We start from the raw sequence: 23,510 nt of genomic DNA on the forward strand, positions 1-23,510 counted from the left end.
TGCCGAGGATCTCCATCATATCAGATGGCCTCCTCCAAAATCTGCCCGAATCGGTAGATATCTTCAAATGAATTGTACAAAGGCACCGGGGCTATGCGAATCACGTGAGGTTCACGCCAATCAGCCACCACACCTCTTTCCGTCAACCGATCAAACATGGTTTTACCATAACCATGAGCCAAAATCGACAATTGACATCCTCGTTGGTTCGTATCCTTGGGGGTGATTATTTCAAAATCGGCCTTTTCGTGCTTTTCGTTGATTTGATTGATCACATACTCCAGGTAACCGGTCAGCCTTAAAGACTTTTCGCGAAGGTTATCCATTCCAGCTTGCTCGAAAATATCGAGTGAAACTTTGTGGACAGCCATGGCCAATACAGGAGCATTGCTCAGCTGCCACGCTTCGGCACTGAGCATAGGCTTAAACCCTTTTTCCATGAGGAAGCGGGTTTCTTTTTCATAACCCCACCAGCCGGCAAAACGCGGTAAATCTGGGTTATCACAATGCTGTTCGTGAACAAAAACGCCGGAAATACTTCCCGGCCCTGAGTTCATGTATTTGTAAGAACACCAACAAGCGAAGTCAACGTTCCAATCGTGCAATTTCAAAGGGATGTTACCTGCACCGTGGGCCAGGTCCCACCCCACATAGGCACCTGCTTTATGACCTGCGGCGGTAATCTTCTCCATATCGAATACCTGACCGGTGTAGTAGTTCACTCCACCAATCATAACCAAGGCCAGTGAATCGCCCGCTTCTTCAATCGCTTGGAGAATATCTTCTTCTCGGATCAAGTGCTCTCCTTCTCGGGGTGCAATTTCGATCAAGGCCTCATCCGGATTCAACCCATGGTGACGAACCTGGCTTTCCAAGGCATATTGATCCGATGGAAAGGCCTTTGCCTCGCAAACAATCTTGTAGCGCTCCGCAGTCGGACGGTAAAAAGAAACCATCATCAAATGCAGATTGGTGGTCAATCCATTCATGGCCACTACCTCTTTAGGCTTGGCACCAACGATTTTCGAAAGAGGCTCAGCAAACATCTCATGGTAAGAGAACCAAGGATTTTTGGCATCAAAATGCCCTTCGACCCCATAGGTGGCCCAATCCTTCAATTCTTGTTTCAAAGCTGCTTCGGCCTGACGTGGCTGAAGTCCCAAACTATTACCGGTGAAATAAACTACATCATTCCCCTCATGCTGCGGAAATAGGAATTCTTTTCTCCAGGGCGCTAAAACATCCTGGTCGTCCATTTTCCGGGCAAAATCCAAACTGTATTCAAAATCCATTTTACGGCTCGTTTGTCTGCGTGATAAACATTTACATTTGCGCGGCCTCAAAGGTAAAAAAGCGGCATTAATCAAAACACGTACAAAAGTCATGAAAAGAGAAGTATCCGATAAACTGTATCAAGACGCCAAAAACCTGTTTCCCGGAGGAGTTAATTCTCCCGTAAGAGCCTTTCGCTCAGTGAAAGGTGAGCCTGTGTTCATGGACTCTGGTGACGGTGCCATTATTCGCGATGTGGACGGTAATGAATACATTGATTTTTGTTGTTCTTGGGGGCCCTTGATTCTGGGGCACAACGACTCAGACGTTCGCGAAAAGGTAACCAAGACCATCGCTAAGGGAACTTCCTTTGGAGCTCCAACTGCTTTGGAAAACGAACTGGGCGACTTGATTGTAAGCAACAACCGCTTTATCGACAAGATCCGTTTTGTGAGTTCAGGAACCGAAGCAGTTATGTCTGCCATCCGATTGGCCCGTGGCGTAACTGGAAAAAATAAGGTCCTCAAATTTGATGGCTGTTACCACGGTCACGTTGACTCGCTTCTGGTAAATGCCGGTTCAGGTCTGGTCACTTTTGGAATTTCTTCTTCGGCAGGTATTCCCGATTCATTTGTGAACGAAACACTCGTTGCACCATTGAACGATCGTGATGCCGTAAAACAAGCCATTGCCGATCACGGTGACGACTTGGCTTGTATTATTATTGAGCCCATTCCTGCCAACAACGGCCTATTGGTTCAGGAAAAAGAATACCTCGAATTCTTAAGAGAGATTACCCAAGAGAACAACATCCTCTTGATTTTTGACGAAGTAATTTCCGGTTTCCGCGTAGGATTCGAAGGTGCCGCTGGCCTCTATGATATTCAGCCCGACATTGTAACCTATGGAAAAATCATTGGTGGTGGTATGCCAGTAGGAGCTTACGGAGCTAAATTGGACATTATGAGCCAGGTAGCACCTGATGGCCCGGTTTATCAAGCCGGAACCCTTTCCGGAAATCCAGTAGCCATGTCAGCTGGTTTGGCCGCACTTCGCAAATGCCTGGAGCCTGGATTCTACGATGAGTTGGAAATGAAAACCACGGCCTTCGTTCAGGAAATGTGCGATGGCTTGGGTGAAGATCACCCCTTCCATGTTCAACAGATCGGATCCATCTTCTGGTTGGCCTTTGACAACAGCAAAGCCATTCGTGCCGCTTCAGAAATCGATGCTGATAGCATGAAATTCTTCAAAGACCTGTACTCCTATTTACTGGAGAATGGGGTGTATATGGGTCCATCCGGATACGAAGTTGGATTTATCTCAGCTGCTCACACCGAAGATCAGTTATTGCAGGCTGCACAAATCCTTAATAAAGGGATCATGCAAGCTCTTGAAAATCAAGGCTAAAAACCGTACTTTTGCAGCAAGTTCAAATGACGATGAATACGAGAAGTATACATAAGTGGAATTTGCGCAGAAAGTCCCGTAACCGGGGAGCTTTGAAGACTCTTTCGCTGGTAAAAAACCAATCTTTTAGATATGCTCGCGAAGCTGAACTGAAAGAGAAATACCGCTATTCGAAAGACGATTTGGAGCATTTGTTTGTGTAAAACCAGATTAGAGGTTGTTAAAAAAGTCTAAGATCGCTTCGGGATTCGACCGGTTAGCTCCTGGCTATTTCCTCTTGTCGAAAGTTTTTTTTGGCCGGAAACTCATCCAGGCCCAGGCGGATCATTTTATCCATACCCCACCTATTTCACGCCTTTTGGTTTTAGGCGGTGGCACGGGTCATTTTCTTCCTGATTTCTTTCCATTGCATCCAGATGCCCGGGTGGAATTTGTGGACCTATCGGATGGTATGCTGAAACAAGCTCGGCAAAATCTGGCTGGTGAATGTCCTCATCATTTTGATCAGGTATTTTTCCAGAAGCTGGATATTGAGCACGAACTCAAATACCTCACAGGAAATTATGATGCGGTTTTATTGCCCTTTGTACTGGATTGCTTATCATTGGATCAAATAAGACGAGTCTTGCACGATTTAAGGGGGTTAATTGCTCCTGGCGGCACCGTTTACCTCACCGACTTCTCCATACCCGACACTCCGGGATTTCAACAAACGAGCTACCAGGCCCTGGTTCAGGCCATGTACCTCTTTTTTCATGTGGTTACGGATATCCCGTTTCAGGATCTCCCGGACTTTAAGGCCTTATTTACCGAATGTGGTTATCATTTGGTAGAAGATCATTCCAGCGATCGGGAATTGATCATGCGGCAAACCTACCGGCTTAATCCATAAGCTCGATACTGGCATATACCAAAAAGGCATAGCGCGCCATTTTGCCCACCGTCATTCCAGGCAATACCCGCCAGGGACTCACCTTGAAAAAACCCAGAGCAACTGCCAGTGGATCGCCCAGAAACGGTGTCCAGGTTAGCCAAGCCAGCCAAGCCCCCCAACGATCCACACGAGATTGAAAACTCTCCAGCTTTTTGCGGCTAATACGGAGGTATTTCTCAATCCAACTAAGCTTGCCCAACCAGCCCAATCCAAAAGAGCTCATTCCCCTAATGTATTTCCCAACGTGGCCACCAAGATGCAAGCCACAGGATTTGCCCCACCAGCCACCATGTACAGCAGAAAAAACTCCGAGGAAACAGGCAAGACCGTAGCCGCCAAAAATGACCAGCCAAACAAAGTCCACCATTCAGGATTGAGCAAAACATCCATGGCCGCAAAATAAAAAAGCCCCGATACCCGGAGCTCATTTCTTTCGAAAATTAAGGCATAAAAAAAGGGCGGTCCGATTAAATCGGAACCACCCTTTTTTATTCCATTGAGGAAATTGTAGAATCTTATAGACTTTTAGTCCATCCGTCAGTCCATCCAGTACCAGCACCTGAAGCAGTACCAACTTGGCTATCCCAAACGTTCTCATCAAATCCATTTGGAAGTGGACCACGGTCACCGTTAGCGTCTTTAGACATTTTGAACTTGAAGTTTCCTTCAACACAGTTCTCAATCTGTACAGTAGTTACGTTAACGCTTCCGTCCATTACGTTGTTTACAGTTTGATCATCTTCAACTTCGATAGCGTATCCAGAGAAGTTTTTGATCAAAGCGTTTTTCAAAGTACACTTAGTACCTCTTCTCCACTTGATACCGTCGATAGCATCACCAGAACCTTTAGTTCTTCCGTTACCGATCAAAGTAAGGTTTTCCAAAGTTGGGTTAGAGAAAGGAGCAGCAGCGTTGTTGTCTTCTTGGTTATCAGCCTCAATTCCGCGGTCTCCAGCGTCAGAAGCTTGCTCAGCGATCCAGTATTTGTTAGATCCAGTCCATCCGAAAGTCCAGTCGAAGCTATCATCTTTAGAACCAGTAGATACCAAGTACTCAGTGTTTACAGTACCACCGAACCACTCAAATCCGTCATCACCGCCCATGTAGGCTTGCAAGTGGTGAAGAGTAGTTCCAGAACCAACACCGTTGAAGGTAAATCCGTTGTGCTCTTTTTCAGCGTTAATAGCGTTACCAGTGTACTCAACACGTACGTAAGCCATAACACCTGAGTTGTCAGAAGCATCAGTACCACCGTACTTAACACCACCTACTTCAGCTTCAGCTTCAGAACCGTTGTTGATAGGAGCTTTTCCACAGATGATGATACCACCCCAGTCACCTCTTTCAGGTGAAGATTTACCAGAAGTGAAAACGATAGGAGCATCAGAAGTTCCTTCAGCCATAATCTTAGCACCTCTTTCAACCAATAGGTAAGCTACTGTTTCATTTGGATCAGCAGTAATAGTACATCCAGCAGGAATAGTCAAAGTAGCACCTTCTTTTACGTGGATACCACCTTGAAGAGTATATGCAGTTTTTGGAAGAGTTACGTTAGCAGTAATATCAGCGTTCAAAGTCTGAGTAGAACCTTCGTTCAATTTCTCGATGTAAGACTTAGAAGCGTAAGTACAAGAACCGTCGTCATCTTTAGCGTCGGCATCGTAGTTAGTAGCAGTTGAATCTGTACAACCTTCTTTCTTACAAGAGGTCATTCCACCTACCATACCAAGTGCTAGTACGGCAATCATCAAAGATTTAGCGGGTTTTTTAATTGTTTTCATTTCGTGTGTTTTATCCTTTTTATTTGATGCGAAGAACGTGTGGTTATTTTATTCGTTATTTAGTCTGCTTTTAAGCAATTGTTACGAATAATATTGGCAATGTTTAGAAATTGTAAACCGCCTTAACTGCGAAGTCAACTCCTCTTTTGTAACGATTAACCAGGATGTCGCCAGCCTCTGTGTTCTGCTCCTGACGGATGTAAGGATTCAAAATATTCATCACTTTAAAGTCAATTGACCAATGCTCGTCAATCTTGTTCTTACAGATGAAGTCCAGGGTATTTACAGAAAGTTCGTAGATGTCACCCATTCCGTTTACACCGGCCGCAGCGATACGCTTACCGAAAACATTGTAAGCCAGAGTAAAGTCCGTTTTAGCACCCACTTCCTGGTTCTTTTTGTGGCGCAAACGGTAAGTTACGTCAGCGTTAACCAAGAGCGGAGTAGCTCCCTGAAGTGGACGAGTAGGATTCGTAACGTTGATAGATCCTGATGCACTTGTGTCGATAGAAATCTCAGAATACATCAAAGACAAGTTAGCTCCCAAAAAGATGTTTCGCATAATGCTGCTGTCGGCTGACTTCAACATAGCTCCCAAGTTTCTGGTGTACTCCACTTCCAATCCTACGATGTAGGCCTTATCAGTATTGAAGTAAGTCTGCAAAGGAGTAGAAGAAGAAACACGAACACGCTCAATTGGGTTGTCCAGGTATTTGAAGAATGGGTTGAAAGCAATCAACTCTCCCGGATTAGGGAACAATTCGTACTTCACATCTACATTGTAGTTGTAAGCATTTTTCAAGTCAGGGTTACCTTGGTTCTGAACATCACCAAATTTCTCTTCGTACTGGAAGCGGGCAACTTCACGGAATCTTGGGCGAGTAATGGTTTTACTTGCAGCGAAACGTAAATTGCTCTTCTTGTTAATGGTCCATTTGGCACCTGCCATTGGGAAAAGGTTCACCGTATCCAAAACAGCTCTTCTCAAAGGATCAGAGAATTTGTCACCCAATTCCTTGTAGCGGGTCAACTGGTAAGACTGCTCAACACGAGCTCCCAAAGACACTTTAATTTTTTGCGGAACTACGTCGTAATCAACTGCTAAGTAACCAGCGTTGATATCCAAAGAAGCATCGTAAAATGAAGTGGCATCCAATTGCTCTTTAAAACGGAAGTACTTAGAATCAAAGTTTTCCTGGTTGAAGTAAGCATCAGGATTGTCCACGTCCATTTCTTCGGTCAATGGATTGTCAGGAGTAGAGGTCAAAATCTCATAGTTTACCTGACGCCAGTCAAACTCACGAGACTTGCTGTAGAAGTTGTATCCAACCTGCAACACACCACGGTTTGAATCGTCGTTCTTTTCTGAGATGTAGTTAAACTTGAACTGAACATCTGCTTTGGCATTCAAAATGTTTTCCTGCAAGTCAGAGTAGAAACGGTGGTTACTTGCTACATCCAAATCGTTGATCGCATAGCCACCTGTGTTTTCATTCAACAACCAAACCAACTGGTTACGATCTTTTTCACCGCTGGAAGCGATACCGTAGCTACCACCCCAAGTCAGAATCAAACGATCGTTTTTCATCATCTTGTTGGTTACGGTCAACTGGTGGTTCACCAAGTTGTTTACGAAGTAGGTATTTCTACGAGTAAAAAGATCCTGTCCCTGGTCACCGTTAAATCCGGTATACTCATCTGAGCGTTGCTCGGTAGACTGAATCGCCATCAAGTTGTAAGCGATGTCGTGCTTCTTGTTAATACGGTAGTTGGCATTCAAGAATCCAACTTTGTCGGTATTGTAACGGTACTTCTGAAAGTTGTAGTCGTTTTTCACCGCACCTTGAGCGATCAACAGCTTGTCGTAACCTTCGGTGTACTGGTAATCGTTTTCGATACCGGCAGAAGCGAAGAATCCAAATCCACCTTCTTTACCAATCTTGTAGTAGTTACCACCGGAAGCAGCAAAATTCATTGCTGGCATAGCGGTGTTGGTTGGAGAGTTAAATCCGTTTTTAAATCCTTCCGGATAAATAGGAGTTTCTTGAAGAGAGGTATTAAAGTTTCTGCTATTCTCTACTTCAGTAGGAAGATCACGGTTTCCACCATCGATTCCAAAAAAGTCAGCGCTTCCTGAATTCTGAGCTTGAAAATCCTGGAAGGTAGTAATGCTGTTTCCTGACAGACCCAATTCGATTTTGAAGGTAGGATCATCTGGATAGTCACGGGTTTTAATATCGATAGATGCACCAGCATAATCAGCAAAGTTGTCTACCTTAAATGTTTTATCGATCGAGATGTTTTGAACGATGTCGGTAGGAATCAAGCTCAAAGGAATCACCTTCAAGTCTGGATCCGGAGAGGGAACCGGGTTGTCGTTCATCATCGCCAGGTTGTAACGGTCACCCAATCCACGAACAAAAAGGTCGCTTCCGGTTACTACAGTTACCCCAGTCACTTTGGTCAAACCAGCTTCTACATCACTGGCACCTTTTTTCGACATTTCTGCCGCGCCAATGGTCTGCTCAATGCTGGATGCATTTTTCTGATCCATCAAAAGAATGGCCTCACTTTCACGAGACACCTTCGTTTCAATTTCAAAAGCCTTCAACACCTTAGCATCTTTACCAAGGGTTACACTCTTCACAACCTCCTGCCCTGCGGCAACGGTAATTTTAGATGAGTCAGCTTTTAGACCAATAAAGGAAATAACCAAGGTGTAATCCCCTGGCTTTACATTTTCTACGCGATACTTTCCATCGAAGTCTGTTGTTCCTCCAAGTGGAGCGCCACCTGCAACTGAAAACAACGCTACGTTGGCAAATGGAGCAGGTTGCAAATTTCCGTCAACCTCTTCCGTTACCGTTCCTGTCACAACCCCATTCTGTGCCCAAACGTTGAAGGATAGGGCCATGATTGTTAGGGTGGTAAGTACTTTCAAAATCTTCATTTCTCTACAATTTCCAATTTTTTGCAAAGGAACGGGAGCAATCCGCGGTGGGCAAGTAAATCCGTTTAATCAATTATTAATAAATGAACCCCCTTACCGGAATTGGAATAACTTTATATAATTTTTAGTTAACATTTAATTAAGGTAACATGGGTGGCGATAAACTCAAATTTGGGAAAGAGAAAAAGAAGAATAAAAAGAAAATGGACGAAAAGAAATACAAGATCCTTCTCGTAGACGATGAGCCAGATATTGTAGAAGTATTGCAATACAACCTCGAAAAAGAAGGATTTGAAGTCCATGGATCCAACAACGGATTGGAATCCATTGAGATCGCCCAAAAAATCATACCCGATTTGATTTTACTTGATGTAATGATGCCCGAAATGGACGGTATGGAAACTTGCATCGAGCTCCGAAAAATTGACAAACTAAAGAATACCTACATCGCCTTTTTGACGGCTCGGGGAGAAGATTATTCTCAAATTGCCGGGTTCGATGCGGGCGCTGATGACTACATTTCAAAGCCGGTTAAGCCCCGAGTTTTGATTTCACGGATTAAGGCAATGTTAAGGCGAGGAGGCACGAGTCCACAAAAAGTTCAGCAGGTAAATGGCATCGCTATCGACCGGGACAAGTATTTGGTTTCTGTGGATGGTCAGGATTTAAATCTGCCTAAAAAGGAATTCGAATTACTAGGACTTCTTATCTCTCAGCCTGGTAAAGTATTTACCCGGGAGGTTATTCTTTCTACCGTTTGGGGAGATGACGTGGTGGTAGGCGATCGCACCATCGATGTTCACATCCGTAAGCTTCGTGAAAAAATTGGTGATCAATACATAAAGACGGTTAAGGGAGTTGGCTATAAATTTGGGAAGTAAATGAAAACCCTTACTCCCAGGCGCATCGCTTTTCGCGCTGCGCTCATGTCCTCTTCTGCATTAGCTGGTCTGGTGTTGATTGTTTACCTCATCCTATTCAGGGATTCGATGGGGTTAATTCTATTTGCCCTCCCTCCTATTTTCTATGGGGTTACCTATTGGGTCTACTACTTCCTTATGGAGAAGTTTATCGACCAAAAGATCAAGCTGATCTACCGGACTATTCATCATGAAAAAATAGGCCGCCCGCTTAGCTCTATGAAAATCGATATGGGCCGCGATGTATTTCGTGAGGTCAACCGGGATGTGGAGCACTGGGCAGAAGATTCCAGAAAGGAAATCGAAACACTTAAGGATCAGGCTCAATACCGAAGAGAATTTATCGGAAACCTATCCCACGAGTTAAAAACCCCTCTTACCATTATTCAAGGGAATATTTTAACCCTTTTAGAAGGTGCTGTTGAGGACAAAGCGTTCCGTGAGAAGTTCCTGCTAAAGGCAGCCGAAAACGTTGAACGCTTGGAAGCTTTGACGAACGATCTGGACCACATCACCAAATTGGAATCCGGAAAAGACATTCTGAATCTGGAGCGATTTGATTTGGTCAACCTGGTTTATAAGGTAGCTGACAACCTGGAGGACAAAGCCAAAGAGCACGGTATCGACATTAAAATCGACACCAAAAAGAATACGGAGCTTTGGGTGTACGCCGATAAGGAAAAAATCTATCAGGTAGTCACCAACCTCATCGTCAATTCCATTAAGTATGGAAAGAAAAAGGGCGAAACAAGCATTTCATTTGAAGACTTAGGTGATAATGTGATGATCGAAATTTCGGACGATGGAATCGGTATTGGCGCCAAACACATTCCAAGATTGTTCGAACGCTTCTATCGGGTAGACAAGAGCCGTGCAAGGCACGCAGGTGGATCCGGATTAGGACTCGCTATTGTGAAGCACATTATCGATGGGCACAATCAATCCATTACCGTTAGAAGTACTGAGGGGAAAGGAAGTACCTTTTCTTTTACCCTGAAAAAAGACAAATAGACTTAGTATTCCACCACACGAACGGTGTCCATATTAAGCCTTACCTGAAGCCATTGCCCCAATTTTTCTGACTCTGCGTTTTTCTCTCTTCGCGGAGTTCTGGACTTCCAATGAACGAAAACGGTTGGGATTGTATCCTGTGATCCATCTTTCAGGTTTACCTCTACTACCGCGAAGTAACTACTCTCAATTTTGGGATATTGGATATGAACTTCCCGACGCAAAACATAATTGGGCACCGAATCTCCCATTAAGCGGTGAAGTTGACCTTCCAAATCGCGAATCCGGGACTGTTGATCAGCCATCAACTGCTGATTCTTTTCATACATATCCTGAATAATACCCGTTTTAACTTCGGTTCCTAAACGCTCCAGATTACGCTCATTTTCCTGGCGCTCTTCCTCATCCATCCGAGCTTCATAATCGCCCGATTGGCGAAGAATTAGACGGCAATTCTCCAAGCCAAGCTCCAGCATTTTAGCTTCCATCTCATGTTGTTCGTCTGCTGTGATGCGAGGCCCCATCAAGGTGACCACAATTCTACTGTCACCTCGGTTATACTTGGGTTCGTGGGAAATTACAATGAGTTCGTCCTTGTTGAAATTTTGCTCTACAAATACAAGTGCCTGCTGATCGAATATGGATTTCTTAATCACATGATAGAACAGGTAACCACTTGGAATCAAAACGATGGCAACTGCCAGGTAGATAAAGCGCTTAACTTTTCTTTCCCGCTCTTTACTCACAAAGCTTACCCGTGGAAATCCAACATACCGAACCACCAAGGCGGTAGCTAAACTGATGAATAAAGAATTGAGTACGAACAAGTAGAAAGCCCCAAAGAAAAAAGCCCAATTTCCAGTCGCTATTCCAAAACCAGCGGTACATAATGGAGGCATCAGGGCGGTAGCAATCGCTACGCCAGGGATCACATTTCCTCGCTCACTTCGCGAACTGGCCATAATACCAGCAAAGCCACCAAAAAGGGCAACTAATGCATCAGCAATGGTAGGTGTTGTTCGAGCCAAAAGCTCATGGTTTTGATTGTGAATCGGGGTAATCCAAAAATAAAGGGCCGCTGTTAGCACCGAAAAGATCACCGTAACGCTAATGTTGCGCAACGATTTTCGGAATAAGGCAATGTCCGCAATCCCCACAGATAGCCCCAAACCAACAATGGGTCCCATTAACGGGGATATAAGCATTGCACCAATAATGACCGGAGCCGAATTAAAATTCAATCCTACCGAAGCGATGAAAATGGAAAAGATGAGAATGTAGATGTTGTGGCCTTTAAACTCCACATCCTTTTTAATGGCTTCCACCGTTTCATTAACATCTACCCCTTCTCGAATATTCAAGTAGTGCTTAAAGCTCTTCAGGAAATCCAGGAAGGACTCCATGGGTTTTGAATTCTCTTCAGATCGGGGGTTGTTGCGTTCCTCTTTTGTTGCCATAGAATAATGGGTACTGTGCCTGGTATTCCTTATTGGGGAAGCTTGAATTCAGGATTGTAGATCAAGCCAATAACATTGTCCCAGGGATCTTTTACAGCGGCCACCACAATTTCCCCACCTACGTTCTGAGGCTCTTCGTGAGGGGTCGCTCCTAAATCCAAAAATCGTTGATACTCCTTTTCGAGATCATCCACTCCCCAATAGGATAGCACATTTGCCGATTTATTTGGGTCTCCCGATTTATCCGGAGAAAGGCCCAATTCATATCCCCCAATGTCAAAACCCATGTAAAAAGGTTCATCAAAGTAAGGAGCTGTTCCAAAAACCTCGGTATACCAAGCTTTGGCCTTTTCCATATCAGGCACCAGATAAATGGTCGTGCGTAATCCAAGCATGCTTCGCGATTTGACTCGAAATTGAAATTTAATAATACAAAAACCGCAAGAATTACGGCGTATAGCAACAAAATCAGACGGAAGTCACAAACGATTTGACGCAAAAGTCGAATTTTGCCGCCATGAATTCCAAGTCAAGTTCTGACTTCTTTCTTTCCCTGGATCCTCCTCAGTGGAATTGGAAATTGAATCACAAGGATCCCGTATTTCTACTGGGCAGCTGTTTTTCCGATTCCATTGGCGATCGATTTGTCAAGTACAAATTTCAAACGCTTATCAATCCGTACGGGACGCTCTATCACCCCCTGGCATTGGCCCAGTGCCTAAAGGATTTGTTAAACAACCAAAGCTACCAGTACGACGACCTCACTCAAAAAGATGATCAATGGTTTTCCTGGAATCATCACGGTCAGTTCAACTCCACCGATCCCGATCTGGTCTTAAAGGACATCCAACGAAATGTTGAAGAGGGACACGCCTTCTTAAAAAAGGCCCAATTACTGGTAATAACCTTCGGCACTGCTTGGACCTATCGGCTCAATTCTACCGGAAACCGAGTAGCTAACTGCCACAAAGTACCGGCTTCTGAATTTACCAAGGAGCTTTTAACTCCTGAAGAAATCGAGAAGGAATGGACCCCGTTATTAAAAGATCTTCAAGCCTTCAATCCAGGCCTAAAAATTATATTCACCGTTAGTCCTATCCGGCACATACGAGATGGGATAATCGAAAATAACCGAAGCAAAGCGGCCTTAATCCAGGCCACGCACCAATTGGTGGATCAGAACCCAAATAGGGAGTACTTCCCGGCTTATGAATGGATCATTGACGTGTTGAGGGATTATCGCTTTTTTCAAACCGATCGGGTACACCCCAGTGAAGAAGCGGTACAGTTTATTTGGGAGCAGCTCACCCAATCTCTTTTCAATCAGGAAACTCAGGCCTGGAACCAAATCATCGATCAAATCCTACAGGGCCTTAATCACCGGACCAACAATCCTGATTCACGAGCCCATCAGTTGTTTTTAGAAAAATTGAAGCAAAAAATGGTCGCCTTTCAGCATTCCTCCGGCCTTTCATTTGAGAAAGAACTGAAACGACTGAAACATCAAAAGGCCTAATATTTACCTTGCGCAAAATACCTTGAAAATGAAAGCTATTTACCTCACCCAATACGGAGCCGCCGATCAAGCCTTTGAAGTAAGAGAAACCGAAGCTCCGGGAGTTTCTTCCACTGAGGTGCTTATTGCCGTGGACGCCTTTGGCTTAAACTACGCTGATGTTATTGCTCGAAACGGCATGTATAAAGACGCGCCCGATTTACCCGGAATTTTGGGGTATGAATGCGTAGGTCGTGTTGAGGAAGTAGGTGAAGAAGTGAAGGGCCTTCAAGTAGGTCAGCGTGTGGCTGCATTTACCCGATTTGGTGCTTATGCCGAAAAGGTAAAAACTGATCACAGGGCAGTGGTTGCCATTCCAGACGATATGCCAAACGGGGTGGCTGTTGCATTGGCCACTCAATACTGTACAGCTTGGTATTCGGCTATGGAGGTAATGAATCTGTATCCGGGCAATCAGGTATTGATTCACGCTGCTGCGGGTGGCGTGGGAACGGCTTTGGTGCAAATTTGTAAATGGAAAGGATGCACCATTTTCGGAACTGCCGGCTCACCAGAAAAACTGACCTACCTAAAAGATTTAGGAGTTGACTATCCCATCAATTACCGGAAAAGTAATTTCGTAAAAGAAGTGCTCAAAATCACCAAGAAGCCAGTTTTGGATGCCGTATTTGACCCGATTGGAGGAAAGGTATTCAAGCGAAGCACCAAGCTTTTAGGACATGGCGGAAAAGCCGTCATATTTGGAGCCTCTTCCCGAGAGAAAAAGGGAATGATGGCCGTCTTGAAATTGGTCTTCGGTTATGGCTTTCACACCCCCATTGCGCTCCTCATGAAATCACAAAGTTGGCTCGGAGTCAATATGCTGCGGGTTGCAGATTACAAACCTGAACTCATCCAAAAAGGCATGTTGGAAGTACTTCAAATGTACAAGGAAGGAATTGCCAAACCACATGTTGGTGGTGTATTCAAGGCCAGCGAAATTGCGTCCGCCCATCATCTATTAGAAAGCCGAAACTCCATGGGAAAAATTGTGGTGGAGTGGGAAAAGTAGGCTTCAAAACGGCGCCCTAATTTTTTTTTCATTTTTAGGTAAAGAGATACTCTTTACCTGTATTTGCAGGTCTCAAACAAAGCTTTGAAACTTGTTTTTATATCCCTAATATTGACCCAACAAAACCATTTTACCACACCTAAAACTAACGAACATGAAGACCAACATCCCTCTGGAGAATATTCTATTTATAGATATAGAAACCGTCCCCGCAGAATCCCATTACGAGCACCTTTCAGAAACCTGGAAAAACCTTTGGAACCAAAAAGCTCAGTACCTGTCCCGAGACAATGAAAGCCCCGAATCCCTGTATGAGCGCGCCGGGATTTATGCCGAATTCGGTAAAGTCATTTGCATTTCTGTAGGTCGCATCCGTTTTGGCAAACTCAGAATTCGGTCCTATTTCGGCCATGACGAACGCAAACTGCTTCAGGATTTTTGCCACTCCCTAAATCGCTATTACGCCAATCCCAAATACCGGCTCTGCGCCCACAATGGAAAGGAGTTTGACTTTCCCTACCTGGCCAGACGAATTTTGATCAATCGCCTAACGCTGCCAGAAACACTCGACCTGGCCGGTAAAAAACCTTGGGAGGTAAAACACCTGGATACGCTCCATTTGTGGAAGTTTGGCGACTTCAAACACTATACTTCTTTGACGCTTTTGGCTGAACTATTTGGACTCAAATCTTCCAAATCAACCCTGGACGGCAGTCAGGTACGCGCCACCTATTACGAGGAAAAGGATCTTCGGAAAATTGTACACTATTGCGAAGATGATGTACGGCTGCTCACGGAAATCTATCAGAACCTGAGGCCCGAAAAGCAAAAAACCGCGGACGAATCTCAAGTGCAACTTCGCTTTACCGCTTAAGCCATCGGAAATTCCATGCGAAAGGTCGTGCCTGGTTGGTCGGACTTTAACCACGCAATTTTTCCGCCGTTGGTATTAACCAGTTGCTTGACCATACTCAAGCCAATTCCGGATCCCTCTCTTTTGGTGGTAAAGAATGGAGTAAACAAATCTTCCTCGATTTCAGATTTTATTCCCGGACCGTTGTCCTGTACCAAAAACACTACTTTTTCCCGTTCCAAAAAGGCAGATAACTCAATTCTTGGCTCTTCTGATTGGGCTTCTTTCAAGGCTTCTCTACTATTCTTCACCAGGTTGATTAAGGCCTGCTCCAGCATTTCAAAATCACCGACTAACCGACAACCAGGACGAGCTTGCCAAGTGAGAATAATGTTCTCTTGTTCGAGTTCCGGTTTTAGTAGTTCCTCCAGACGTTGGTACAATTCTCGAACGGCAAATTCCCTCATTAAGGGTTGATTTAGACGGGCAAAATCTCGGTAGGACTTAACGAAACGCATCAAGCCCTGTCCTCTTCTGCGAATGGCAGCAACCGCTTGAATGGCCTCTTCCTTGTCTGTGGCTGATTGCCCATTGGTTTCCACCCACTCCTCAAGGTAGGAGGAAAGACTAAGCATGGGTTGCAGCGAATTGGTAATTTCATGGGTGAGGATTCGGATCATTCGTTTCCAATTTTCAATGGATTCGGTCTCCAAAATTTGCTCCACTTCTTGAAAAAGTAAAAGTCCAAGGGGCTCACCTGAAACCTTGACCATTTCCCAACGAATCCACCATTTAGTTTTCCATCCCTGTCGATCCCATTCCACCACTTGCTCCCATTCCTGAGAATCTTTCGGAAGATGCTGCACCAGCAATTCATGGTCGCTAAGTGTTCTTAATTGAGGCATTTCCAACAACTCTGAAGCAGCTGGATTCATCCATCGAATGCGACGTTCTCCATCGGTTATGACCACCCCAGCCTGCAGAGCTTGCAATCCATGACGAAGCAACCAATATTCTCCGGACTCCTTCCCCTTTAATTGGGCAAAGGCATCAATCACCTGATTTCCCTCCTCAGCAAAGGAGTCAAGGGAATTTTCTGAAAATTGGGATTTGAGTTTTTGATTAAACTCCCCTCCCCGAAGAATCGTAAGTAATCGCCCCCAGTCTTTTCGATTGTTCTCAAAAATCCGCAACAGAGACCATACGGTTGCAATCAGTAAAAAGAAGAACAGCAGTCCCGTTAACCATAGGCCTGCAACCGCCCAGCACCAGGCAATTCCCATCGACCAAGCAACGAGCAACGAAGTGAGTAGAAGGACCTTTAACCTAAAGGACCTGAATGCCATATTTCTCGATTTTGCGGTACAAGGTAGTTCGACCCATACCAAGAGCTTGAGCCGTTTTGGACAAGTTACCCTGATTCATTCGAATAGCCTGAATAATGGTCTGTTTTTCTACGTCATCCATTCGGGTAGAAACAGATACACTTTCGGCTACGGGGGCTGACAAGCTAAAATCTTCTCCCGTTAAAACTTCTCCTTCTCCCAAAATCACTGCCCGCTCAATTTTATGAGCCAATTCTCGGAGGTTTCCTGGCCAGTGGTAAGCCTTCAAAGCAGAAAAAACGGAAGTATCAAACCGAAGAGATTTGCCGTATTCCTGGTTGTAGTGCTCCAGGTATTGATCTGCAAACAACTCCAAGTCTTCGGGCGCTCCCGAAGGGGTGGGATCTCAATTTCAATCGTGTTAATCCGGTAGAGTAAATCCTGTCGAAACCTTCCTGATTGCACCCATTCTTCCAGGGAAACATTGGTCGCTGCAATTAATCTAAAATCGACCGACTTCCAGGTGTTTGAACCTAAGCGACAAATCTGTCTGTCCTGTAAAATGGTTAGCAACTTGGCTTGTACCGGAAGAGTCATGTTTCCCAATTCATCAAGGAATAGGGTTCCAGAGTCAGCCTCCTCAATTTTTCCTTTTTTGTCCTGTCGGGCATCGGTAAAGGCACCCTTTACATAACCCAAAAGCTCCGACTCCATTAAGGACTCAGGTATCGCTCCCAGATCCAGGCTAATGAGCGATTGATCCTTTCTATCCGACAGGCGATGTAAGTGACGGGCCAGTTGAGATTTTCCGGTTCCGTTTTCACCAGTAATCAATACGTTGGCTCGGGTAGCTGCTACCTTATCCACTAACTTTTGCAACTTTTGAGCCTCTGGGGAACACCCAAGTGTAAACCCAGAATTGGACTTAAGAGGTTCGGGTTTCTTCTGCTTTTTACTCAAGCACTGCTCTGTTTTTTGCAACACCTCTTCCTCTGAAAAAGGCTTAACCACAAAATCACAGGCACCTTTTTTCATGCCTTCCACAGCGGTGTTAACGTCCGCATAAGCGGTCATCAAAACAACGGAAGTTTCGGGTGACCAATTCTTGATTTTTTCCAGGTAGGCCATACCTTCTTTACCCGTGGTGTATCCACGCTGGTAGTTCATATCCAACAACACCAAGTCCACCTTCTCCTGCTTCAATCGTTTTTTAACTTCAGCTGGATGCCTTGCTGTGTGCACTGACTCAAAATGCTTTCCAAGCAGAAGTTTTAACGAAAACAGAATGTCCGGTTCGTCGTCTATTATTAATAAGGTATAACCCTCTGGCATAGAACAAAGGAACATAGGGCATGGCGGAATTGGAATCAAATCTTGATAAGCGGCAGGATTGACCCAATTAGACCAAAAGACCAGGATAGTCCCCTCTGTACCAAAGTGTTTCATTCTGGAACAACTTCTGTGTCATTTCGATACAGGCAAACAACTCACATGCAAGCACCAATTCGCACAAGCGCTTAGCTAACAGCAAGTTACTTGTTTGGCTCGTCGATTGCCATATTACTTCCCGAAAACGCGAATAACGTAAATCCCGGAAAGGTCGAATCGGTACGCCCCCTGGTACCAACGGCCTTTCCTTCGGGATTTTTAGCCCAAAACAATGGATAGAATCATTCCCAGAAAAAAATGGTACCGACGAGGTATTTACTGGATCGGCTTCGGATCAGGAACCTTGATCCTGCTTTTGATTCTACTCAGCAATCGCTCCAATGGTTCGTCACTCAAGGTCAATTCCACCACACTGACATTGGCAACAGTGGATCAAGGACCATTTCGCGAATTTGTTCCTGTAACTGGGGTTTTCATTCCGATACACACGGTACAAATTGATGCTTCCAACAGCGGCATCATCGAAGAGTTGTTTGTGGAAGATGGTGCTCAGGTAAACCAGGGGGATCCGTTGATCCGGTTGAGTAATACCACGTTGCAAATGACCTACATGAGTCAAGAGGCACAATTGCTGGATCAGCTCAACAACCTGAACAATACTCGGCTGAGAATGGAAGAACAAAGCCTCAACCTCCGCGATCAGTTTCTTGACATCGAGTATAGATTGATTGACCGGCAAAAAGATTTTCAACGCAACAAAAAACTGTTTGATGCAGGTGCTATTTCAGCCGATCAATTTGAGAATGTAGAAGACGAATTTCAATACCTGGAAAAACGTAGAGAACTCCTGTTGGACAAAATCAAAACCGATTCTCTGATTCGGGCCTACCAACAGGTTCAAATGAAACAATCTGCCAAACTGATTGAGCGAAACCTGGAAATGATTCATCAAAATCTGGAAGACCTCGTAATCCGGGCACCTTTCAACGGGCACTACAGCACGACGGGTTTAGAACTTGGGCAAGCCATTGCCCAGGGTGCCAACCTGGGTCAAATCGATGAAATGGAGGCCATGAAACTTAGAGCTCAAATTGATGAGCACTACCTCGGAAGAGTTTTTCCCGGGCAAATTGCCCACTATGAGCGGGGCGACAGCATTTATGAATTAGAAATCATCAAAATATTTTCGGAAGTTGATAATGGAACTTTTAGCGCAGATTTCCGATTTACCACCGAAGTGCCTCTGACTCCGCGTCGGGGCAAACCCTTCGGTTTAAACTTTCGCTGAGTAGCGAAGAAACCGCGATCCGATTGCAAAGAGGTTCATTTTTTAATACCTCAGGGGGACAATGGGTCTATGTCATTAATCCGGAATCTGGTCGGGCCGAAAAAAGGGCCATACGCACCGGAAGACAAAACCCGGAATATTTTGAAATCCTGGAAGGCTTGGCTCAGGGGGAGCAGGTGATTGTATCATCCTACAGCGCCTTTCAAAACAAAGACGAGTTGATCTTGAATTAAATCCCCCTGAATATGCGAAATATCCTCACCCTCGCCCTTTTGATGGTAGCCACAGGCACCTGGGCACAGACCATGAATCTAAATTTTGAAACCTGGAATTCTTCCGGGCAACCTTCCCCCTTCAACTGGGAAGAACCCGCCGAATGGACCTCCACGAATGCTCAAACGGAATGGACTTCGGCTGGCATTCGAAAATCGCCCAAGGCCTATCAAGGTAGCTATTCCATGCAGCTACTAAGCGTAAATATCAACTCGGGTTGGTACTCCATGGCTTGCCTGGGCAAACCCAAAGCAGGATCGGATCCTAACAAACCCGAATTGGATTTGATTACCGGCGGAAAACCGATTTCCTACAAACCTGAAAAACTTACGGGCCACTACTTACTCAATGCCCACGTAGCTGCACGAGGCAAAGCCGTGGTCATTCTAAAGAAATTTAACCCCACCACTGGAAGTCGGGACACCATTGGATATGGTCAAACCTTTTTGCCGCCAACGGAACACTTTAGCTCTTTTGAGGTGGATATCGACTATCGATCTACCGAGCAGCCCGACTCAGTGATTATCGCCTTCTACAGCGATGACCCAGGAAATCCACATGCTCCACCCGCCTGGATTCATGATGGACTCCTGATTGACAACCTCAACCTGGAGCAGCCCAACAGCATTTCTGCACAAGTACCCGCCCAGGAAGAGCTCAAAGTTTACCCCAATCCGTCTACCGGAAACTTTAAAATTAAATTCCCAGGGCTCATTGAAGAACATCCATACCGATTGATGAACTACTTAAATTCGGTTCAATTTGTAGGCAAACTACAAGGCGATCAACTGGAGCTCGATTTAGAGCCAGGTCGATACTTATTGGAAATCGAAGTGGAAGGAAATCTGCACTACACCCCTATATTCATTATACCCTAAAACCTATGATTGAAACTCACAACCTCAGCAAAGTATTCCGTACCGAAGACGTCGAAACAACGGCCTTAAACCAGGTTGACCTACACGTTAAGGAAGGTGATTTTGTAGCCATTATGGGGCCTTCCGGTTGCGGAAAGTCCACCTTACTCAATTTGCTCGGTATGATCGATCAGCCCTCATCTGGTCAATACCTTTTTAATGGAGAAGATATTTCCGGTTACAATGAAAAACAACGAGCCAAGGTTCGAAAAAACAATGTGGGGTTTATTTTCCAGAGTTTCAATTTGATTGATGAGCTTTCGGTTTACGAAAATGTCGAGCTGCCGTTGATTTATGCAGGAATGAAATCCTCCGAAAGGAAAACCCGGGTAAATGAAGTGCTCGAAAAAGTAAATATGGCCCACCGCGCCAAACATTTTCCACTGCAGCTTTCAGGTGGTCAGCAACAAAGGGTTGCCGTAGCTCGTGCTTTGGTCAATCGACCGGGTTTTATTCTGGCGGATGAACCCACGGGTAACCTGGATTCGAAAAACGGGCAGGAAGTCATGAGCCTTTTGACTGAACTCAATGAGGATGGCACCACCATAGTGATGGTAACCCACTCATCTCGTGACGCCGAGTTTGCCGATAGAATAGTACGCATGCTCGATGGTCAGGTTTTAATGGAAAGTAAACTGCAAAACGCCTAATCCAAGGGAGCTCTAAAATGATCAAGAATTACTTTTTGGTTGCCCTTCGCAACCTGATCAAAAACCGGACTTACGGAATTATCAATATTACAGGACTCGCCTTGGGTATAGCCTGTGCCGTGCTAATCGCTTTGTATGTTCGTCATGAAACATCCTTCGATCAGTTTCATGATCAAAAGGAGCAGCTGTTTCGGGTTTGCGCCAAATTGAATTACAACGGTGAGCTCAACTCCGGACTAAGCAGCATGGCTGTTGGCCCCACCTTGATGGAAGAATATGCCGAAATCGAAACCTTTACCCGGATTACGCCTTATGGTGCCCGAAACTTGCTCCGGGTAGAGGATCGATTCTTTAACCAGTCCCAAATTCAGCTGGTAGATAGTGGATTCCTGGCCATGTTCGGCTACAAGCTTTTGCAAGGAAATCCAGAAACGGCGCTGCGAACCCCACGAAGCATTGTGTTGAGCGAAACCTTAGCCCAAAAACTGTTTCCCAATGAAAATGCGCTCGATCAGCCTCTGCGGGTAGACTTTCAGGAATTTAAGGTCACAGGAATCATTGAAGATTGCCCGGACAATTCCGACATTCAGTACTCGGCCTTGGTCTCCATGTCCACCATTCCCCCTCAACGCATGCAGGTTCTACTCACCGATTGGTTTCGCATTGCTACGCAGACCTATGTAAAAACCCGTAGCGTTACCAGTCAAGAGCAATGGTCTGAGATTTTGGGCCAGCTGAGTGAAAAACATGTACGTCCATTTGTGGAAGAAAACCAATTGAATGGTGGAATCGACTACTCGGCTCAAGCAATTGCAGAAGTACACCTTGACAACACCAAAGAATACGACACCCCAAAGGCCGACACAGACACCCTCCTTACTTTGGGGCTCATCGCCATATTTCTGTTATTGGTGGCTTGTATCAATTATGTAAATCTATCCTTGGCCCAATCCACGCGTCGTTCCAAAGAAATCGGGGTTCGTAAAACTTTGGGAGCCGATCGCGGACAAATCCTCCTTCAATTCTTGTTGGAGTCCATCATCCTATCCGTTATATCCTTGTTCGTTGCCCTCATTTTGGTGGAGCTTTCCCTGCCCTTCTACAACGACTTAGCGGATAAAAACTTTAGCATTTCTCAAATCTTCCGGCCCGACATGATTCTCCTGCTCATAGGCTTGGTCTTGGTCACCGGCGTTCTATCCGGACTTTATCCTGCGGTAGTTCTATCCCGATTGCAAGCAGCGAGTGTTATGCGACCTATGAAAAATCTGGGCATTCTGCGCAAAGGACTGGTAGTGGTTCAGTTTGCCTTTTCTCTGTTCATGCTCATTGGCATGTTTACCATCAACGGCCAGCTTGGCTACCTCAAAGATCAGGAGTTGGGATTCACCCAGGAGCGATTAATGGTTCTTGAAATCCCACGAGACACGGCCCTTCAGCGACAGCTTCCTGTCATTCAGCAGGAGATGCAACAAATTCCAGGAGTTGAAAACGCCTCGCTTACCAATAACATCCCGGGCATTGGTACGGGAGAATTGATGTTTCGCGTGGAGCGAAATCACGAGCTGACCGAGCAAACGATCAAAATGATGTTTGTAGATGAGAAATTTCTATCTACCCTAGGCGTCGAAATACTTCAAGGCCGAAATTTCAATCGCGACATGCAAACAGATCAACGGCAGGCCTTCATTATTAATGAAAAAGCGGCCGAAGCTTTTGGCTGGGGGCAAGAGGCTCTTGACAAAAGAATTCAGTGGGGTCTTCTGCCCAACAATCAGGCAGAAAGTGACGGAAAGATTGTAGGTGTTATGGCCGATTTCCACTTTCAATCCCTCCATCAGCCCATTGAGCCTTTAGTTTTGATCTTCTCTCCTCGTCGTGCCCGGTATTTAATGGTGGATCTGGGCTCACAGAATACCCGTGCCAACCTGGATGCCGTAAAAGCTAAATGGCAGGAGTTTGATCCCAACCATCCCCTCGAGTATTTTTTGGTTGACGAGCGATTTAACGAAGCCTATGCCGAAGATGACCGTCTGATGACCCTGTTTACTGGTTTTGCCCTGATCTCCGCTTTGATCGCCTTGCTTGGCTTGTTTGCTTTGAGCAGCTACCTCATCGAGTTAAAAACCAAGGAGATCGGAATACGAAAGATTCTGGGAGGCGATTGGCTGGCCATCACGTTTACCTTCAGCAAAGAATTTTTGGTCTTAGTCGCCCTCGGATTTTTGTTCTGCGCCCCCTTCTGTTGGTGGTACCTCAGCGACTGGCTCGAGAACTTTGCCTACCGACAAGAACTTGACCCATTGGTATTTATAGCAAGTGGAGCAATTGGCCTGATCCTTGCATCAGTAACCTTGAGTTACCAAACGTTTCGCATAGCTACCAATAATCCTGTGGAGTCTTTGCGATACGAATAATTGAAGTCTGTGTATAGTTAGAAAGCCGGGTACTGGAATCCCTCCAGCCCGGTTTTTTTATTCTAATGAATGGTATATCCCATCCTCGTGACTCGT

Annotated in this window: 19 protein-coding genes and 2 pseudogenes; 13 read left to right on the forward strand and 8 right to left on the reverse strand. The window is 45.2% G+C overall.

The genetic code is table 11. From position 1 onward, the window contains the following. Window positions 1–20 precede the first annotated feature (20 nt). A complete protein-coding gene (gene kynU / locus KFE98_05620) occupies window positions 21–1,292 on the reverse strand; it encodes a kynureninase (GenBank protein UTW63627.1) in 1,272 nt (423 codons plus the stop codon). 91 nt (window positions 1,293–1,383) lie between these two features. On the opposite strand from kynU, the gene hemL reads away from it, so the two are divergent. The 3 genes from hemL to KFE98_05635 all read left to right on the forward strand — a co-directional run bounded on the left by hemL (window position 1,384) and on the right by KFE98_05635 (window position 3,574). Beyond that, window positions 1,384–2,682: a glutamate-1-semialdehyde 2,1-aminomutase gene (gene hemL, locus KFE98_05625; GenBank protein UTW63628.1), complete on the forward strand. Its 1,299-nt coding sequence runs from the start codon at window positions 1,384–1,386 to the stop codon at window positions 2,680–2,682. 32 nt (window positions 2,683–2,714) lie between these two features. Beyond that, a complete protein-coding gene (locus KFE98_05630) occupies window positions 2,715–2,885 on the forward strand; it encodes a hypothetical protein (GenBank protein ID UTW63629.1) in 171 nt (56 codons plus the stop codon). Window positions 2,886–2,959: 74 nt separating this feature from the next. Next, window positions 2,960–3,574, forward strand: coding sequence for a class I SAM-dependent methyltransferase (locus tag KFE98_05635; GenBank protein UTW63630.1), 615 nt, complete (start codon window positions 2,960–2,962; stop codon window positions 3,572–3,574). On the opposite strand, the pseudogene KFE98_05640 reads toward KFE98_05635, so the two are convergent. The 3 genes and pseudogenes from KFE98_05640 to KFE98_05650 form a co-directional block, all read right to left on the reverse strand. After that, window positions 3,564–4,006: pseudogene (locus KFE98_05640) on the reverse strand (DedA family protein). The gene KFE98_05635 and the pseudogene KFE98_05640 sit on opposite strands and share 11 nt — an antisense overlap. A 125-nt stretch (window positions 4,007–4,131) precedes the next feature. Beyond that, window positions 4,132–5,397, reverse strand: coding sequence for a hypothetical protein (locus KFE98_05645; protein ID UTW63631.1), 1,266 nt, complete (start codon window positions 5,395–5,397; stop codon window positions 4,132–4,134). A gap of 103 nt (window positions 5,398–5,500) precedes the next feature. Continuing rightward, window positions 5,501–8,347: a carboxypeptidase regulatory-like domain-containing protein gene (locus KFE98_05650; GenBank protein UTW63632.1), complete on the reverse strand. Its 2,847-nt coding sequence runs from the start codon at window positions 8,345–8,347 to the stop codon at window positions 5,501–5,503. A 203-nt stretch (window positions 8,348–8,550) separates the two neighbouring features. Here KFE98_05650 and KFE98_05655 point away from each other — a divergent pair, with 203 nt between their 5' ends. Together KFE98_05655 and KFE98_05660 are read left to right on the forward strand one after the other, a co-directional pair. Next, window positions 8,551–9,228 carry a response regulator transcription factor gene (locus KFE98_05655; GenBank protein UTW64647.1) on the forward strand — a complete coding sequence of 226 codons (678 nt, stop codon included), beginning with the start codon at window positions 8,551–8,553 and terminating at the stop codon, window positions 9,226–9,228. Window positions 9,229–9,273: 45 nt separating this feature from the next. Further along, window positions 9,274–10,278, forward strand: coding sequence for a sensor histidine kinase (locus KFE98_05660; protein UTW64648.1), 1,005 nt, complete (start codon window positions 9,274–9,276; stop codon window positions 10,276–10,278). A 2-nt stretch (window positions 10,279–10,280) separates the two neighbouring features. Here the strand turns inward: KFE98_05660 and KFE98_05665 are convergent, their stop codons facing one another. Continuing rightward, window positions 10,281–11,735, reverse strand: coding sequence for a TIGR00341 family protein (locus KFE98_05665; protein ID UTW63633.1), 1,455 nt, complete (start codon window positions 11,733–11,735; stop codon window positions 10,281–10,283). Window positions 11,736–11,764: 29 nt separating this feature from the next. After that, window positions 11,765–12,130, reverse strand: a complete 366-nt coding sequence (locus tag KFE98_05670; protein ID UTW63634.1) for a VOC family protein — start codon at window positions 12,128–12,130, stop codon at window positions 11,765–11,767. A 122-nt stretch (window positions 12,131–12,252) separates the two neighbouring features. Between KFE98_05670 and KFE98_05675 the strand changes: the two genes are divergently transcribed. From KFE98_05675 to KFE98_05685, 3 genes are all read left to right on the forward strand, one after another. After that, window positions 12,253–13,251: a GSCFA domain-containing protein gene (locus KFE98_05675; GenBank protein ID UTW63635.1), complete on the forward strand. Its 999-nt coding sequence runs from the start codon at window positions 12,253–12,255 to the stop codon at window positions 13,249–13,251. Between the two features lie 28 nt (window positions 13,252–13,279). Beyond that, window positions 13,280–14,302, forward strand: coding sequence for a zinc-binding dehydrogenase (locus tag KFE98_05680; GenBank protein UTW63636.1), 1,023 nt, complete (start codon window positions 13,280–13,282; stop codon window positions 14,300–14,302). A 154-nt stretch (window positions 14,303–14,456) separates the two neighbouring features. After that, window positions 14,457–15,176 carry a 3'-5' exonuclease gene (locus KFE98_05685; protein UTW63637.1) on the forward strand — a complete coding sequence of 240 codons (720 nt, stop codon included), beginning with the start codon at window positions 14,457–14,459 and terminating at the stop codon, window positions 15,174–15,176. On the opposite strand, the gene KFE98_05690 is transcribed toward KFE98_05685, so the two are convergent. Next, window positions 15,173–16,501, reverse strand: a complete 1,329-nt coding sequence (locus KFE98_05690) for a PAS domain-containing sensor histidine kinase (GenBank protein UTW63638.1) — start codon at window positions 16,499–16,501, stop codon at window positions 15,173–15,175. The genes KFE98_05685 and KFE98_05690 overlap by 4 nt on opposite strands. Then, window positions 16,482–17,812, reverse strand: a pseudogene (locus tag KFE98_05695) (sigma-54-dependent Fis family transcriptional regulator). Before KFE98_05695 ends, KFE98_05690 begins: the two are co-directional and overlap by 20 nt. A 328-nt stretch (window positions 17,813–18,140) precedes the next feature. On the opposite strand from KFE98_05695, the gene KFE98_05700 reads away from it, so the two are divergent. The 5 genes from KFE98_05700 to KFE98_05720 are packed head-to-tail and all read left to right on the forward strand — an operon-like array spanning window position 18,141 to window position 23,414. Then, window positions 18,141–19,157, forward strand: coding sequence for an HlyD family efflux transporter periplasmic adaptor subunit (locus tag KFE98_05700; GenBank protein UTW63639.1), 1,017 nt, complete (start codon window positions 18,141–18,143; stop codon window positions 19,155–19,157). Between the two features lie 23 nt (window positions 19,158–19,180). After that, entirely contained in the window at window positions 19,181–19,390 is a 210-nt protein-coding gene (locus tag KFE98_05705) for a hypothetical protein (GenBank protein ID UTW63640.1), read from the forward strand. 12 nt (window positions 19,391–19,402) lie between these two features. Next, complete coding sequence (locus tag KFE98_05710; protein ID UTW63641.1) at window positions 19,403–20,308, forward strand: hypothetical protein; 906 nt, start codon at window positions 19,403–19,405, stop codon at window positions 20,306–20,308. Window positions 20,309–20,313: 5 nt separating this feature from the next. Continuing rightward, window positions 20,314–20,997: an ABC transporter ATP-binding protein gene (locus KFE98_05715; GenBank protein UTW63642.1), complete on the forward strand. Its 684-nt coding sequence runs from the start codon at window positions 20,314–20,316 to the stop codon at window positions 20,995–20,997. 17 nt (window positions 20,998–21,014) lie between these two features. After that, window positions 21,015–23,414, forward strand: a complete 2,400-nt coding sequence (locus KFE98_05720; protein ID UTW63643.1) for an ABC transporter permease — start codon at window positions 21,015–21,017, stop codon at window positions 23,412–23,414. Window positions 23,415–23,510: the final 96 nt, after the last annotated feature.

This window comes from bacterium SCSIO 12741 (genome assembly GCA_024398055.1).
Taxonomy (GTDB): domain Bacteria; phylum Bacteroidota; class Bacteroidia; order Flavobacteriales_G; family Salibacteraceae; genus SCSIO-12741.

Excerpts from the sequence above, each read along its gene's own strand:
- kynU (UTW63627.1), bottom strand. The coding sequence starts at position 1,292 with ATGGATTTTGAATACAGTTTGGATTTTGCCCGGAAAATGGACGACCAG.
- hemL (UTW63628.1), top strand. The coding sequence starts at position 1,384 with ATGAAAAGAGAAGTATCCGATAAACTGTATCAAGACGCCAAAAACCTG.
- KFE98_05630 (UTW63629.1), top strand. The coding sequence starts at position 2,715 with ATGAATACGAGAAGTATACATAAGTGGAATTTGCGCAGAAAGTCCCGT.
- KFE98_05645 (UTW63631.1), bottom strand. The coding sequence starts at position 5,397 with ATGAAAACAATTAAAAAACCCGCTAAATCTTTGATGATTGCCGTACTA.
- KFE98_05650 (UTW63632.1), bottom strand. The coding sequence starts at position 8,347 with ATGAAGATTTTGAAAGTACTTACCACCCTAACAATCATGGCCCTATCC.
- KFE98_05655 (UTW64647.1), top strand. The coding sequence starts at position 8,551 with ATGGACGAAAAGAAATACAAGATCCTTCTCGTAGACGATGAGCCAGAT.
- KFE98_05660 (UTW64648.1), top strand. The coding sequence starts at position 9,274 with ATGTCCTCTTCTGCATTAGCTGGTCTGGTGTTGATTGTTTACCTCATC.
- KFE98_05665 (UTW63633.1), bottom strand. The coding sequence starts at position 11,735 with ATGGCAACAAAAGAGGAACGCAACAACCCCCGATCTGAAGAGAATTCA.
- KFE98_05670 (UTW63634.1), bottom strand. The coding sequence starts at position 12,130 with ATGCTTGGATTACGCACGACCATTTATCTGGTGCCTGATATGGAAAAG.
- KFE98_05675 (UTW63635.1), top strand. The coding sequence starts at position 12,253 with ATGAATTCCAAGTCAAGTTCTGACTTCTTTCTTTCCCTGGATCCTCCT.
- KFE98_05680 (UTW63636.1), top strand. The coding sequence starts at position 13,280 with ATGAAAGCTATTTACCTCACCCAATACGGAGCCGCCGATCAAGCCTTT.
- KFE98_05685 (UTW63637.1), top strand. The coding sequence starts at position 14,457 with ATGAAGACCAACATCCCTCTGGAGAATATTCTATTTATAGATATAGAA.
- KFE98_05690 (UTW63638.1), bottom strand. The coding sequence starts at position 16,501 with ATGGCATTCAGGTCCTTTAGGTTAAAGGTCCTTCTACTCACTTCGTTG.
- KFE98_05700 (UTW63639.1), top strand. The coding sequence starts at position 18,141 with ATGGATAGAATCATTCCCAGAAAAAAATGGTACCGACGAGGTATTTAC.
- KFE98_05710 (UTW63641.1), top strand. The coding sequence starts at position 19,403 with ATGCGAAATATCCTCACCCTCGCCCTTTTGATGGTAGCCACAGGCACC.
- KFE98_05715 (UTW63642.1), top strand. The coding sequence starts at position 20,314 with ATGATTGAAACTCACAACCTCAGCAAAGTATTCCGTACCGAAGACGTC.
- KFE98_05720 (UTW63643.1), top strand. The coding sequence starts at position 21,015 with ATGATCAAGAATTACTTTTTGGTTGCCCTTCGCAACCTGATCAAAAAC.